Source organism: Phormidesmis priestleyi ULC007 (assembly GCF_001895925.1).
Lineage (GTDB): Bacteria > Cyanobacteriota > Cyanobacteriia > Leptolyngbyales > Leptolyngbyaceae > Phormidesmis_A > Phormidesmis_A priestleyi_A.
The window spans coordinates 1-14004 of sequence record NZ_MPPI01000022.1 but is presented as its reverse complement, the minus strand read 5'-3'; the positions used below and the strand labels follow the sequence as shown (position 1 = coordinate 14004).

13 protein-coding genes are annotated in these 14004 nt (G+C 47.4%); 4 read left to right on the top strand and 9 right to left on the bottom strand.

Annotated features, from left to right (window positions below; genetic code table 11):
- Nucleotides 1-30: 30 nt before the first annotated feature.
- Nucleotides 31-1197 carry a pyridoxal phosphate-dependent aminotransferase gene (locus BRW63_RS17295; protein ID WP_073073333.1) on the bottom strand — a complete coding sequence of 389 codons (1167 nt, stop codon included), beginning with the start codon at nt 1195-1197 and terminating at the stop codon, nt 31-33.
- 138 nt (nt 1198-1335) lie between these two features.
- Complete coding sequence (locus BRW63_RS17290) at nt 1336-2418, bottom strand: class I fructose-bisphosphate aldolase (RefSeq protein ID WP_073073332.1); 1083 nt, start codon at nt 2416-2418, stop codon at nt 1336-1338.
- A 107-nt stretch (nt 2419-2525) separates the two neighbouring features.
- Here BRW63_RS17290 and BRW63_RS17285 point away from each other — a divergent pair, with 107 nt between their 5' ends.
- The gene (locus tag BRW63_RS17285; RefSeq protein ID WP_073073331.1) at nt 2526-2888 is read left to right on the top strand and encodes a VOC family protein; all 363 of its coding nucleotides are present in this window, start codon (nt 2526-2528) and stop codon (nt 2886-2888) included.
- A gap of 226 nt (nt 2889-3114) precedes the next feature.
- Here BRW63_RS17285 and BRW63_RS17280 read toward each other — a convergent pair whose 3' ends face one another.
- Complete coding sequence (locus tag BRW63_RS17280) at nt 3115-3522, bottom strand: response regulator (RefSeq protein ID WP_073073319.1); 408 nt, start codon at nt 3520-3522, stop codon at nt 3115-3117.
- A gap of 138 nt (nt 3523-3660) precedes the next feature.
- Entirely contained in the window at nt 3661-4059 is a 399-nt protein-coding gene (locus BRW63_RS17275) for a response regulator (protein WP_073073317.1), read from the bottom strand.
- Between the two features lie 154 nt (nt 4060-4213).
- Here BRW63_RS17275 and BRW63_RS17270 point away from each other — a divergent pair, with 154 nt between their 5' ends.
- On the top strand, nt 4214-6808 hold the full coding sequence (locus tag BRW63_RS17270; protein WP_073073315.1) for a DNA gyrase/topoisomerase IV subunit A: 2595 nt from the start codon (nt 4214-4216) through the stop codon (nt 6806-6808).
- A gap of 183 nt (nt 6809-6991) precedes the next feature.
- On the top strand, nt 6992-9136 hold the full coding sequence (gene glyS, locus BRW63_RS17265) for a glycine--tRNA ligase subunit beta (protein WP_073073312.1): 2145 nt from the start codon (nt 6992-6994) through the stop codon (nt 9134-9136).
- An 8-nt stretch (nt 9137-9144) separates the two neighbouring features.
- Here the strand turns inward: glyS and BRW63_RS17260 are convergent, their stop codons facing one another.
- Together BRW63_RS17260 and BRW63_RS29995 are read right to left on the bottom strand one after the other, a co-directional pair.
- Complete coding sequence (locus tag BRW63_RS17260; protein ID WP_073073310.1) at nt 9145-9363, bottom strand: DUF6887 family protein; 219 nt, start codon at nt 9361-9363, stop codon at nt 9145-9147.
- Complete coding sequence (locus BRW63_RS29995; protein ID WP_073073308.1) at nt 9353-9550, bottom strand: DUF6888 family protein; 198 nt, start codon at nt 9548-9550, stop codon at nt 9353-9355. Before BRW63_RS29995 ends, BRW63_RS17260 begins: the two co-directional genes overlap by 11 nt.
- 110 nt (nt 9551-9660) lie before the next feature.
- Between BRW63_RS29995 and murD the strand changes: the two genes are divergently transcribed.
- Nucleotides 9661-11028: a UDP-N-acetylmuramoyl-L-alanine--D-glutamate ligase gene (gene murD / locus BRW63_RS17250; RefSeq protein WP_073073306.1), complete on the top strand. Its 1368-nt coding sequence runs from the start codon at nt 9661-9663 to the stop codon at nt 11026-11028.
- A 473-nt stretch (nt 11029-11501) separates the two neighbouring features.
- On the opposite strand, the gene BRW63_RS17245 is transcribed toward murD, so the two are convergent.
- From BRW63_RS17245 to BRW63_RS17235, 3 genes are all read right to left on the bottom strand, one after another.
- Nucleotides 11502-12152: a hypothetical protein gene (locus BRW63_RS17245; protein ID WP_073073304.1), complete on the bottom strand. Its 651-nt coding sequence runs from the start codon at nt 12150-12152 to the stop codon at nt 11502-11504.
- A gap of 4 nt (nt 12153-12156) precedes the next feature.
- Nucleotides 12157-12519 carry a hypothetical protein gene (locus tag BRW63_RS17240; protein ID WP_073073302.1) on the bottom strand — a complete coding sequence of 121 codons (363 nt, stop codon included), beginning with the start codon at nt 12517-12519 and terminating at the stop codon, nt 12157-12159.
- A 256-nt stretch (nt 12520-12775) separates the two neighbouring features.
- Complete coding sequence (locus tag BRW63_RS17235) at nt 12776-13858, bottom strand: hypothetical protein (protein ID WP_106254069.1); 1083 nt, start codon at nt 13856-13858, stop codon at nt 12776-12778.
- Nucleotides 13859-14004: the final 146 nt, after the last annotated feature.

The following is a 14004-nucleotide window of genomic DNA, read 5'->3' as shown; positions in this document are numbered from 1 at the left end:
AAGCTTGAAATTTTGTTTTCGTGCGGCTCCCTAAAATCTTGACTTCACATAGGTGGACAAACGATCGATACCTCGATCGATCGTCGTCATATCCGTCGCATAAGACAGCCGAATGTGATCATCTGCCCCAAACGCAACGCCAGGAATCGCCGCGACTTGCTGTTCGCTTAACAGTCCATCGCAGAATTCAAGCGACGACATCCCTAATTTGCTGATGTTGATGAAAATATAGAAAGCACCATCAGGCTTTAAACACGTTAAACCAGGAATCGTATTCACCAGATCAAAAATGACTTGGCGACGTTCGGCAAAGGCGAGGCGCATCTGCTCAACACAATCTTGTGGGCCTTCGAGAGCGGCGATCGCCCCATATTGAGCAAACGTACACACGTTAGAGGTGCTGTGTCCTTGAATCATGCTGACAGCTTTGAGGATTTCTAACGGAGCCGCTAAATAGCCCACTCGCCATCCTGTCATTGAGTAGGCTTTTGCAAATCCGCTACTGATAATGGTGCGATCGAACACTTCAGAACTGACTGCGCCAATGCTCAAATGTTGGGCACCGTCATAGAGCAGCTTTTCGTAGATCTCATCGGAGACAACGAGAATATTTTTTTCGACCACCACTTCAGCGATCGCTCGAACTTCTTCTGGGGTGTAAACCATCCCCGTCGGGTTTGAGGGCGAATTGAGGATAAATAGACGAGTTTTGGGTGTGATCGCTTGTCGTAATTGGTCGGGCGTAATTTTATAGCCGCTTTCTGCCGTGGTCTGGACGATCACCGGAGTTCCTTCTGCAAGCTTCACCATTTCGGGATAGCTCACCCAAAAGGGAGCCGGAATAATCACTTCATCGCCTGCTTCGATCAGCGCCATCATCAGGTTATAGAGCGAGTGCTTGCCACCATTGGTGACGATGATGTTTTCAGCGCTGTAGCCGAGTTGATTATCGGTTTGCAGTTTGTGGGCGATCGCCGCTCTCAGAATCGGCTCTCCCACTGCCGGGCCGTAGCGAGTTTTGCCTGACTTGAGGGCATTTACTGCCGCTAACTTGATGTGATCTGGCGTGTCAAAGTCTGGCTCTCCGGCACTAAAGCTACAGACATCGATTCCGTCTCGCTTCATTGCTTTTGCTTTTGCATCGATCGCCAACGTCAAAGAAGGAGTCACTTGCTTAACCCGTGCTGCCAGCTTCATAGGATTTTGAGTTATGAGTTTTGAGTGCGTTGAGACACCAGAAATCACGTCGAGACAATTTGCCGTAACGTCTGTATCTCAGTCTTAAATCGTAATAGTGGATTCTAACCCAAAACTCAAACCTTAAGAGTTGTTGTGTCACGCGATCGTGACATCGGGCGATAGATAAACATCCTGAATTTGATGAAATAGCTTCACGCCTTCCTCAAAAGGACGCTGGAATGTTTTGCGCCCAGAGATCAAGCCGCTTCCGCCCGCTCGTTTGTTGATCACGGCGGTGCGAATCGCTTCGGCAAAGTCGGCTTTTCCTGATGCGCCACCTGAGTTAATCAACCCGATGCGACCTGAGTAACAATTGAGAAGCTGATAGCGAGTCAAATCGATCGGGTGATCAGTCGTCAGATCAGAATAGACGCGCTTGTCGGTTTTGCCGTAACTTTTACCCGTCGCTTGGGCAACTGCGCCATACCCGTTGTTAACTTCGGGCAGTTTTTGTTTGATGATGTCAGCTTCGATCGTCACGCCCAAATGATTTGCCTGACCCGTCAAATCTGCCGCTAAGTGATAGTCTTTATCTTGCTTAAATGCGGGATTGCGGAGATAGCACCAAAGAATCGTTGCCATTCCTAATTCATGGGCACGAGCAAACGCGCGGCTGACTTCTTGAATTTGCCGACTCGACTCAGGCGAACCGAAATAAATCGTCGCCCCGACTGCCACCGATCCCAAGTTCCAAGCCTGCTCGACGGAGGCAAACATAAACTGATCAAACTGGTTAGGGTAGGTCAGCAATTCGTTGTGATTAAGCTTAGTGATCAAAGGAATCTTGTGAGCATATTTACGAGAGACGCTGCCCAAAACGCCCAAGGTTGTGGCGACTGCACTACAGCCTGCCTCGATCGCCAGCTTCAAAATATTCTCACTGTCAAAATAAATCGGATTCGGAGCAAACGATGCGCCCGCAGAATGCTCAATTCCCTGATCGACGGGCAAGATTGACAGATATCCTGTGTTTGCTAAACGTCCAAACGAGTAGAGTTGTTGAAGACTGCGAAGCACTTGCGGAGAGCGATCGCTATAAGCAAAAGTTCGATCGATAAAATCTGAACCGGGTAAATGCAATAGATCTTTAGAAACTTTTGCCTGGTGGGTCAGCAGGTCTTCTGCTTCGTCACCTAACCAGGATTCGATCGATTGAGGTGCAGAGAGTGTAGCCGTCATTGCAAAAACCCTCGATTATAAGGATGAGTCAGATCTTTGACATCTTTTAATTTAGCGTCTGCGTCAAATTTTGCTTGTGCCTATAAGCGGATCTTCAGATTTTGAGTATGGGATTATCGTGTCGATCGGCGTGGGTAACTTTGGCGGCAGGTGAATTTGATCGAGCGATCGAGTTTTATAGTCACCTTTTCGATCAACCTACTTCGCTTATTCCGAATGTTTACGCTGAGTTCCAGCTTCCTGGCTTGCGACTGGGAATTTATAAACCCAAACCAAATGAACCGATTCTTTCGATCGCGTTTCCTGCGATCAGTTTATGTCTAGAGGTTAAAGATTTAGAAGCGGCGATCGAGCATCTGACTCAACTCGGCTATCCTCCACCGGGAGAGATTCTCATCTCATCTCACGGCAGAGAAATTTATGCTTATGACCCCGATGGCAATCGGTTGATTTTGTACCAGCGATCGTGACGCTCTAGACAACTTCCATTGTTGCCATTTCTCGAATTGCCCTCATCCTCTCGTAAAATTAACGTCAGTTCAACGAGTTTTTTCGCTTCGTTGTCAGCGGCTTCTGCCCCCTAAATCCCCCATTCTGGAGGACTTCAAGCCAAAATTTCCGATTCAAAGTCCCCCAATTTGGGGGATTTAGGGGGCACGATGGACTGGTAACGAAGTCGTCGAATTCACGTTAAGATCACGGGTTTTTCTCAGAAGGCAATAGCGCTTTGATTTGATCCACAAAAACTTGGTGATCAATCACGGGCTTTGAGATATAGTCATCTGCACCGCTTTGGCTGAGAAACTTTTCTCGATCGCCCTCCATTGCATAGGCAGTCAACAAAATCACAGGCACGTTCATCGTGAGCGGGTTTGCCTTCAAAAGACGGGTGATCTTGATGCCATCCATCATTTTGCCTTCATAGACACTGCGCGTTAGCGAGACATCCATCAAAATCAGCGCCACCTCTCCCGATTGGGCAATTTGCAGCACTTCTGTTACGTCTTCGGTATGCCTGACTGCCAATCCGCCTCGCTTGATTAAAACCTTTGAAAACACGCGAACATTCGTCGGATCATCCTCCACGATTAGAATAGTAGTCACTAAAAAGTCCTCTCTGTAGGGTGATCAGCCAAAAAAATTACCTTCATAACTTGCTAAAATTAACTTAAAGTAGTACTACTGTATTTGCATCGGAGGGTTGACCAAAACCTCGGAGGTTTGCGAGTCCTAAGCGATCGGTCACGAATTAGGCAAGAGTGCCAGCACTTGATCGACAAAAGATTGATGATCAATGACAGGTTTTGAGATGTAACCATCGGCACCACTCTGCTGGAGAAAGCTTTCTCGATCGCCCTCCATGGCGTGAGCCGTCACTAGCACGATCGGCACCGTCGCCGTTTGGGGGTCTGCCTTCAAAAGCTGAGTGAGTTGAATGCCATTCATCGGCTTACCCTGGTAAACACTTCTAGACAGCGACACATCCATCAAGATGATATCCGCTTCTCCTGCCTGGGCAATTTGAATCACTTCTGCCACATCTTCGGTATGTTTGACGGCTAACCCGCCCCGACTGGTCAGAATCTTGGAGAAAACACGAGCATTGATCAAATCATCCTCCACAATTAAAGCGGTCTTCATAAGCGCTATCCTCTCTGGGCGAGTCTCACGGGGTCACGGGGCTGTGGTCAAACACAAGGGCTAATAACGCTGCTGGGAGCGCAACTGTGATAAGAGTGACTACACTGAAATTAAAACAAATTTTTGTAAAGTTCGGAACGAAGGGACAAGGCTCATGGCGAATCAGTTAAACATTCTTCCAGCAGGACAGGTGATTGCGACTGCCCTGCATACGGAGATGCAACAGTCGTATTTAGAATACGCCATGAGCGTGATTGTTGGGCGGGCACTGCCTGACGTGCGAGATGGGCTTAAACCTGTCCACCGTAGGATTTTATACGCAATGCACGAGTTGGGGTTGACCCCCGATCGCCCCTATCGTAAATGTGCCCGCGTGGTGGGTGACGTGTTGGGCAAATATCACCCCCACGGCGACCAGTCGGTTTATGATGCGCTGGTTCGGTTGGTGCAAGACTTTTCGAGCCGATATCCGTTGCTGGGTGGTCACGGAAACTTTGGCTCTGTCGATAACGACCCACCTGCGGCAATGCGATATACCGAGACGCGACTGGCGGCGATCGGAAACGAGTCTTTACTAACTGAAATCGGAGAGTCAACAGTCGAGTTTGTCGGCAACTTCGACAACTCGCAGCAGGAACCCACCGTGCTTCCGGCTCAGTTGCCGATTTTGTTGCTGAATGGCAGTTCGGGCATTGCAGTCGGCATGGCAACAAACATTCCGCCGCACAATTTAGGCGAAGTGGTGGATGGGTTGGTGGCTTTGATCGACAATCCCGATTTGTCAGATGCTCGGTTGTTTGAGTTGATTCCGGGCCCAGATTTTCCGACTGGAGGCGAGATTCTAGGAATCGAAGGCATTCGCGAAGCATACACCACGGGTCGGGGCAGCATTCCCGTGCGCGGAGTTGCCAATATTGAAGAACTCACCGTCGGTCGAGGCAAACATCGACGGACGGCGATCATCATCACTGAGCTACCGTTTCAGGTGAACAAAGCGGCGATGATCGAAAAAATTGCCGAACTGGTGAACCAGGGCAAGATTGAAGGCATCGGCGACCTGCGAGACGAGAGCGATCGCGACGGCATCCGAGTGGTGGTTGAGTTGCGTCGAGATGCCAATCCGCAAAAAATTCTCAGTGCGCTCTATCGGCAAACGGCTCTGCAAAACAACTTTGGCGCAATTTTGCTGGCGTTGACGGGCAACCAACCCAAGCAGATGACCCTGCGAGAGTTATTACAAGAGTTTCTCAGCTTTCGTGAAACCACTCTGACTCGCCGCTATAATCACGAGCTAGAAAAGGCAGAAACTCAGATTCATATTGTCGAAGGTCGCTTAACGGCGCTGTCTCACCTGGATGAAGTGATCGACATTTTGCGAAATGCGCCCGACGGCACGACCGCAAAAGTGCAGCTACAAGAGCAGTTGGATCTGAGCGATCGCCAAGCTGATGCCATTCTCTCAATGCCGTTACGCCGACTGACTGCGATGGAGCGTCAAAGTCTGCAAACCGAATTTGAGGAACTGACGACTCAAATGAAGGAATTGCGGAGAGTGTTGGGCGATCGCCGCGAACTGCTCAAAGCGTTGAAAAAAGATCTGCGAGCCTTGAGAAAGAAATATGCTGACGATCGCCGCACCCGCATCATCGGCGTAGAGCCACCCAAAGAGGAAGCTAAGAACACTAGAAACAAGGCCGATAAAGTAGTCGAACCTCAAAGCTCAAAACCCAAAACTCAGAACTCTGACTTTTCTCTCACACTAGACTATGAGGAAGAAGCTCAAGAAACAGTCGTCGAATTAACCCATCGAGGTTATGCGCGACGAATGGCACCTAAAGTCTACGATCGACTGAATCGCAATCGCACTGATAACGAGCCAACGATTAACCTAGAAGACGTTGACGAGTTTGGAGTGCAGACGCAATTCACAACGACTGCACAAACGCTAGTAGTGATGACTCGCAGTGGCAAAGCTTATCCCGTCAAGGTGTCTGATATTCCTCAAGTGTCAGGCAAATCTCGCGGCACACCGCTGGTTACTCTGCTTCCGGTTACCGCCCAAGGAATGCCCGACTCGATCGCCGGGAGTTTCATTCTGCCGGACGATCTCGATGATCAATATCTGCTATTGCTAACCGAGCAAGGACGGCTAAAACGCTTGCCACTCTCAGAGTTTGCTGATCTCACGGGTCGAGGTTTAACGGCGCTCAAACTGAGAGAAGAGGATCAGCTTTTGTTGATCAGTTTGACTCAAGTGGGTGAACAAGTGGTGATTGCTACTTCAAGCGGTCGGGTGCTGCGGTTTGAAGTCAACGATGAGCAAGTGCCGATCGCGAGTCGCACTTCTCAAGGCAATGCAGGAATGCGAATTAGCAAAAAAGAAAAAATTGTTGGTTGGGCGATCGCGACTACAGACGACACATTTTTAATGGTGTCAGAGCAAGGCTATGCCAAACAAATGGCGATTAAGTCGCTGCGTCGCGCCAACACTGGAGAGATTGGAGTTCAAGCCTTCCAGTTCACCACTAAAACAGATGCTTTGATTGGCACGGTTGCAGTGCTGCCAGAAGCGCTAGTGTTTTTGTTGACGAATGAGAATCACCTGGCAAGGGTGGCAGTCGAGTCAATCAAAGTCGGCACAAAAGACGGCAAGGGCGATCGCATCGTCAAGCTTGATAAATCTGAGCAAATTATCGGAGTCAGTCTGCCGATTTTGTTAAGCGATCACGTTGAAGACGGCGAGGAGTAGAAATCACGGCATTGCAAAATGAGGGGATGAAATGGTTGTAGGGGTAGCGCCCCCGTGCCTACCCCTGACGGAGGGCAACCACGGGGGAATTGCCCCTACCTCAATCATTCCTCTAGATAGCAAGGGCACAACACGATAAACTGAAGAACTGATTCTCCGTTCTGCTGCTGGATATTCAAACTCATGGCATCGTTTTTATTAGAAGTTGGCACAGAAGAACTCCCTGCAAGCTTTGTCGATGAAGCGCTGGCGCAATGGCGATCGCGCATTCCCAAACTTCTTGCCGACCATTATTTAAACCCAGACGCGATCGCATATTACGGCACGCCTCGCCGTCTCGCGATTGTGATCAAAGGCTTACCGCTCCAGCAGGCTGACCAAACAGAAGAAGTCAAAGGGCCACCCGCTCAAGCTGCTTTTAAAGCGGGAAAACCGACTAAAGCGGCAGAAGGGTTTGCCCAAAAGCAAGGCGTTTCACTTGATGCGTTAGAAATCCGCCCAACGGAGAAGGGTGATTTTGTCTTTGTTCGCAAAGTGATTAAAGGTCGTCCAATTTCTGAGATTCTCACCGAACTGGTTCCTCACTGGATCACGGGCTTAGAAGGCAAACGTCTGATGCGCTGGGGCGATGGCGATTTGAAGTTTTCTCGTCCGATTCGCTGGTTAGTGGTGTTGTTAGATGAGCAGGTGTTGCCGATCTCGATCGTCAGCAATTCGATTCACTATACGAGCGATCGTATTTCTCACGGACATCGCGTTTTGCATCCCGATCCTGTTTCGATTCCCAATCCAGATGTGTATGCTTCAATACTAAGAACTGCGTTTGTTGAAGTTGACTCTGACCAGCGACAAGCCACCATTCAGCAGCAAGTTGAAGCCGCCGCCGCTCAAACCGGAGGAGTCGCGATGATTTCGCCCACTCTCTTGCGCGAAGTCACCAACTTGGTAGAATATCCGAGCGCAGTGGTTGGTAAGTTTGATGCAGAGTTTTTAGAACTGCCATCGGAAGTGATCACGACTGAAATGGAGAATCATCAGCGCTATTTTCCGGTTCGCAAAAGTCAAGATTCTACGGAGCTATTGCCCTTCTTTATTACGGCTTCCAACGGCGACCCAGCTAAGTCCGCGATTATTGCCGCCGGAAACGAACGGGTGATTCGAGCGCGGCTGTCAGACGGCAAATTCTTTTTTGATGCCGATCGTAAAGTCCCGCTTGAACGCTATTTGCCCAAACTTGAAACCGTCACTTTTCAAGCCGATTTAGGATCGGTGCGTGGAAAAGTTGATCGAATTTGTACGATCGCCAATCAAATTACGGATCAGCTTCAGGTCATCGGTGAGCCAAAAGCACATATTCAACGCGCTGCCCTGCTATGCAAAGCCGATCTCGTGACGCAAATGGTCGGTGAATTTCCTGAACTGCAAGGCGTAATGGGTCAGAAATATGCGCTCGACAGCAAAGAGCCTGAAGCCGTTGCGACTGCTATTTTTGAGCATTATTTACCTCGCGGTGCCGGAGATAGTTTGCCGCAAACGCTCACAGGTCAAGTGGTGGGGTTGAGCGATCGTCTCGATACTCTCGTCAGCATTTTTGGGTTGGGCATGATTCCGTCTGGCTCATCTGATCCGTTTGCGTTGCGTCGGGCTGCGAATGCTGTTGTCAATATCACTTGGTCAGCTAATCTAACGATTGATCTCTACCAACTTTTAGAACAGATTGTTAGCGGTTTCTCTAGCAATCATGCTCATGTATTAAAAGTTTCTGCCTCAGAATTGCTGCAACAGTTGAAAGATTTCTTCTTACAGCGTATTCATACATTGTTGAGAGAAGATCACAGCGTTGATTATGATCTAGTTAATGCAGTGGTTGGCGACAACGACCCAGAATATGCAGAACGATCGTTGAGGAATTTATTAGATGTGCGCGATCGTGCCCAATTCCTGCAAGCGATTCGCAACAATGGCAGACTCGCCACAATCTACGAAACGGTGAATCGCGCTTCTCGTCTTGCCGCGCAAGGAACTCTAGATACTAAACAACTGAATCCTGTCGAAGTGGTGTATCCCGATCGATTCCAAAAAGCCTCAGAGCAGACGTTCTATGATGCGCTAGTCACACTCTCTCAACAGGGACAACAAGACTACACCAAACTGGTCGAGTCGCTCAGTCAGGTTGCTCCTGTGGTCAGCAAATTCTTTGACGGTGAAGACAGTGTTTTGGTGATGGATTCTGACCCGGCTATTAAACAAAATCGCCTCAACTTACTGGGTGTGTTGCGAAACCATGCGCGAGTTTTGGCAGATTTTGGCGCGATCGTCAAAAGTTAACGAGCACTCTACTGATTTTCCTGATTTCTTCGAGCGTCTTCTCGGCATTTTTGATGCTCTGCAAAGATTTCAGGGAAGCGATCGGTGTCTTCAGGCTTATACCAGTGGATGTTGGGGTCTGCTTTAATTTTTTCAACAATCACACTAATGGCTTCCGTATCATCTCGATGCTCAAGGATATAAGCTCTGAGTTCCTTCCGTGTCATGGCATTAAAATCAGGCTTCATTTTCAAAACTCCATTCCCCATCACGGGTGATGATAATTTCTATTTCTTCTCCTGCCAAGATGCAAATATCTCCTGCCCGCTCATTCAATCTGACAAGATAAATTGGACGGTACAGAGTCGTGAGATTTTGACAAAGGATGAAGCACCGAGCTTCTTGTTTTGAGGTTGGGGATAGCGGTCTTCTCATTCTAGCGGGATTTTTTATTTGCTGGAGTTCAGCATGTCACAATTGAGTGACTGTTAGGAACTGTTAAGCAGTACGATAAAGAATGCAAAATTATTGATCGCAATCAGACTATGCTCCACGCTTATGTAATCGGACTCGGAAAATCAGGCAATGCGGCGGCTCGATTACTCAAGCGCAATGGGTGGCAAATCACAGTCAGCGATCGCGGCAATTCTGATGCGCTACAACAACAGAAACAACAACTCAACGCTGAAGGAATTCACGTCACGCTAGGAGATGATTTTGATCCAGTTTTAACAACGCCCGATTTAATTGTCGTTAGTCCTGGTGTGCCGTGGGATATTCCTGCATTGGTACACGCCAGAGAAATGGAAATCAAAACGATCGGGGAAATGGAATTAGCATGGCAAAACTTACAGTCTTGCCCCTGGATTGGCATCACGGGTACGAACGGTAAAACAACCACAACTGCGCTGATTGCCGCCATCTTTCAAACTGCCGGATTTCACGCTCCCGCTTTTGGAAATATTGGCTATGCTGCCTGTGAAGTTGCGATGTTAGAGCCTCAACCCGATTGGGCGATCGCTGAGTTTAGCAGCTATCAGATTGAAGCCGCTCCGACCGTCGCCCCGCAAATTGGCGTTTGGACAACCTTCACGCCTGATCATCTCAGTCGTCACAAAACCCTAGAGAACTACTTCAACATCAAAGCTCATCTACTTCGTCAGTCTGAACAGCAGATTTTTAACGGAGATGATCCTTACTTGAGGAATCTGGGTGTCAAACAATCCGATCCCGTTTCTGCGAATGCTTGCTGGACGAGTGTTAAAGGCAAATCGGAGCTAGTCGGCAATCCTGACTTAGGTGCTTATATTGAGGACGGCTGGGCGATCGTGCAAAATCTCCCGATCGTCGAAGTCAACACGTTGCGAATGCCCGGATCTCACAACCAGCAAAACCTCCTGATGGCAGTCGCCGCCGCACATCTGGCAGGCATTGAGAAAGCTGCCATTGTGGACGCGATCGCCAATTTCCCCGGTGTATCTCATCGTTTAGAACACATTTGCACTTGGCAAGGCATCGACTTTATTAACGACAGCAAAGCCACCAACTACGATGCAGCAGAAGTCGGATTGTCTGCGGTGAAAAGTCCTGCAATTTTGATTGCGGGCGGTGAAGCTAAAACTGGTGAAGATGCGGCTTGGCTGAATGTGATTCAAGAAAAAGCGGCAGCAGTGTTGCTGATTGGTAGCGCAGCGGCAGCATTTGCTCAACGGTTGGAGCAAGTTGGTTATACAGATTATGAAATTGTGGAGACGATGGAACGAGCCGTGGAGCGATCGCGCGAACTTGCCCAACAGCAGTCTGCCCAAGTCGTTCTGTTATCGCCTGCCTGTGCCAGCTTTGACCAATATCCAAACTTTGAGCAACGCGGGGATCACTTTCGTCAGCTTTGTTTAGAATTGCTCATCGGGTAATTCACACGCAATCTCTAGAAGTGAGGAATCAAAGCGATCTGGTTCATAGTAATTTTCTGAACGCTGCGATCATTAACCCAGCGTCACGCACAATTCCGCCCATTGTGATTGCATTCACCGGACTATGACTTGGAATCACCAAAATTCTCTTAGTCATCTCAGAGATAGCTTTTTATGCCACGATCGACAACATAGTAGGATAACGATGTAAAGCTAGCGGCGGCAGATAACCTCGAACCCAGCACCAGCAGCTTTCGACCGTCCGCTGCGCTGAAGTGTTAGACCGTCTATGACAAGCCCGAAATCTCGATCGCTCCCCAAAGACTTGACCGAGATCGCACTCCATCTCCAAATCTCTCAGCGCTCAACCTTCCACACAAATTATCCAAGTGTTTGCACCGTAACCAAAAGCTCTGAAATCCTGGACTCTAGAAGCCTGATAGAAATACTAGATCCTTGAAGTAGCTGTTGACTTAACTTGCCAACCTTGATTTCATCTCACTAAGTAAATCTTCCGGTATACCCCAACTGTACTTCGCAACAATTTCTTGCATGATTTTAAGCTGAATCGATTGCTTCTCATTAGGAGAACCAATGCTGTAGGCTCTAACAAGACCCTGTGTTAGAACTTGATGATAAATTTCATCAACATTGTGATAAGTGGGAGATGCGTTGTAAGCCGCTTCAAACAAACGACGCGCATTTTCTAAATCCCCCTTTAGAATAGCACGAAAGCCGTTTACCTCGTTGTCCTCAAAACTTGTGTTAATGCTAGCTATCTGTTCTTGGGCAGCTACTGTATTTCCTTGTGAAATTTTTTGTTGAGCCTGTCGAATCTGCTCGTTTTGTTGCTTAAAATTTCCTTCTGTTTTCTTTAACAGTTCCTCCTTTTGACTTAATTCTTGCTCTACTTGACTTAGCTCATATTTACGGTTCTTCAAGTCTCCTTCGATTTTATTTAATTCATGTTGTTTAATATAAATTAGCCAAACTGTAAATCCTAAATACAAGATTGCAGCAACTGTAGGAACAAGCACTGCAATGATGGTACGTCTACGAGCTTTTACTTGGCTGATTTCAACCTTTTCAATAAGAGACTGAAGTTCATCTTGGGAAAAAGACATAATTTTAACCAGATACCGTTTTCTCAATCAATTTCAAAAATACTTCCTTGATTCGTTGCGTTTCAACAGGGTCTATTAGCGAGGAGTTTTGCTGAATTTCTTTCAATAGCGGTCGGGCAGCTTCTAAATTCCTGGCTTTTTCCCTGCGATCCAAGATCTCTTTACCTGGAATAAAGCCCAATCCACCAAAAACACTACCTCCCAATACTCCTGCCAGCTTGTCAAAAGAGCCTTGTACAATACCTGGCAAAATTTGAAAAGCAGCGATCGCAAGTACGACATGAACTATCACAGCAAAAGTCATTTCCTGCGCCGCCTTATAGTGATTTTTGATTAACTGATCTAAAAAAGCTTCGTTTGTCAGCATTGCATCTTACCAAGCAATTCTATGAGGATAAATTGAATAGATAAATCGAAGATTACATTTCAATAAACACTTCCAAGCTCCAAGCGGACTTTAACCGAAAACTTCCTCCCACATGATTACCGCTACCCACAGATAAGCTTTCGGCTGCCACAAGGATTGAGGTCTAACGCTCCCACTCACCGGACGCAGATTGACTTTGCTGCTTAAAGACAATTTGACTTCGTTCCGGTGCAGTGGGCTTGTTAGACCGTCACGACTATGGAGTTCCTTGACGACCTTCTCCTTTTCCATATTCCAAGTAGTGTTCGATTGCTCCCTTGTAGTTATTGGCTCCGTACACCTTTGCTACATCAGGATTGTTAGATAAATAGAATTTAGGATCAAAGTCTGGAGAACCTTGACGACCTTCCGAAACACCATATGTGAGCCAGTGATTTACTGCTGCTGAATAGTTGTTAGAGCCGAAGGCGTTCTGCAAATCGGGATATTTGTTTAGATAGTATTTAACATCAAAAACAATAGAACTCCTCCTACCCTCTTTGATACCATAGGTGAGCCAGTGATCTATTGCAGCCGAATAGTTACTAGAGCCAAAGGCATTTTGAAGATCAGGATACAAACTTAAGTAGTACTGAACATCAAACGCGGGTGAACTTCTACGTCCCTCTTTGATACCATATCTCAGCCAATGATCCCTGGCAGATCCCTGGTTAGTTCCAAAGGCATTCCGAAGATCTCCATATGACATTAAGTAGAAGTCAGCATCAAAAACAGGGTTACTTGCGGTACTTGGATTTCTTATACTGGCAACCCATTGTTCATAACGCCTTTGCTTGTCTTGAGCTTTGTTGAAAGTATCCAGCCATTTGATTTTGACGACACCAGCTTGCACTCCCGTATAGTAAGTGCTTGCAATTCCATAGCAAACTGGTAGTCTGATCGGATCAGGTGGCCCATCAACTCTTCGTGTCTTAAAAGGATCAGTCAATGTTGGAGCAGGCACTTGAATTGAAGTTCTCAGATCGCGTTCACAAGCGGCTCTTAAATCAGAGTAGAATCGCTCATTGCATGATTGCCAATTGGAACCCAATGTGTAATAGCATTTGTCGTGAGTATTACAACCTCCACTGAAATTAACTGATCCCCAGGTATCTCTCATCCATTCAGGATGAGCACTATCCCAACTGCTACAACCATCTGGAGCTTGAGCATAGGGATATTGGGCTGTATCGAAATCAGGGTTATGGGGAATACCATCTACATCAGCATATGCAATGCTTGCATATCCGAAAATACATAGAGTCCAAGTGATGACGCTTAAATGTAATCTCTTCTTCATATAAAGTTCCTCAAAAAACTGAAGGTTGGTGGTCGGGTAAAGGAGTGAGTTTTAGATATATCTCCCTCCCTCCCCTCAGAACCGTGCTTACAACTTTCACTGTACACGGCTCAAGCAATCTCTATAGCCTACCGATGTAATTGTGC

What these genes read in the sequence shown, in the direction of transcription:
- BRW63_RS17235 (WP_106254069.1), bottom strand. Translation starts at nt 13,858, where the DNA reads ATGAAGAAGAGATTACATTTAAGCGTCATCACTTGGACTCTATGTATT.
- BRW63_RS17295 (WP_073073333.1), bottom strand. Translation starts at nt 1,197, where the DNA reads ATGAAGCTGGCAGCACGGGTTAAGCAAGTGACTCCTTCTTTGACGTTG.
- BRW63_RS17245 (WP_073073304.1), bottom strand. Translation starts at nt 12,152, where the DNA reads ATGTCTTTTTCCCAAGATGAACTTCAGTCTCTTATTGAAAAGGTTGAA.
- BRW63_RS17240 (WP_073073302.1), bottom strand. Translation starts at nt 12,519, where the DNA reads ATGCTGACAAACGAAGCTTTTTTAGATCAGTTAATCAAAAATCACTAT.
- BRW63_RS17275 (WP_073073317.1), bottom strand. Translation starts at nt 4,059, where the DNA reads ATGAAGACCGCTTTAATTGTGGAGGATGATTTGATCAATGCTCGTGTT.
- BRW63_RS17260 (WP_073073310.1), bottom strand. Translation starts at nt 9,363, where the DNA reads ATGAAGCCTGATTTTAATGCCATGACACGGAAGGAACTCAGAGCTTAT.
- BRW63_RS17270 (WP_073073315.1), top strand. Translation starts at nt 4,214, where the DNA reads ATGGCGAATCAGTTAAACATTCTTCCAGCAGGACAGGTGATTGCGACT.
- BRW63_RS29995 (WP_073073308.1), bottom strand. Translation starts at nt 9,550, where the DNA reads ATGAGAAGACCGCTATCCCCAACCTCAAAACAAGAAGCTCGGTGCTTC.
- glyS (WP_073073312.1), top strand. Translation starts at nt 6,992, where the DNA reads ATGGCATCGTTTTTATTAGAAGTTGGCACAGAAGAACTCCCTGCAAGC.
- BRW63_RS17285 (WP_073073331.1), top strand. Translation starts at nt 2,526, where the DNA reads ATGGGATTATCGTGTCGATCGGCGTGGGTAACTTTGGCGGCAGGTGAA.
- murD (WP_073073306.1), top strand. Translation starts at nt 9,661, where the DNA reads ATGCTCCACGCTTATGTAATCGGACTCGGAAAATCAGGCAATGCGGCG.
- BRW63_RS17290 (WP_073073332.1), bottom strand. Translation starts at nt 2,418, where the DNA reads ATGACGGCTACACTCTCTGCACCTCAATCGATCGAATCCTGGTTAGGT.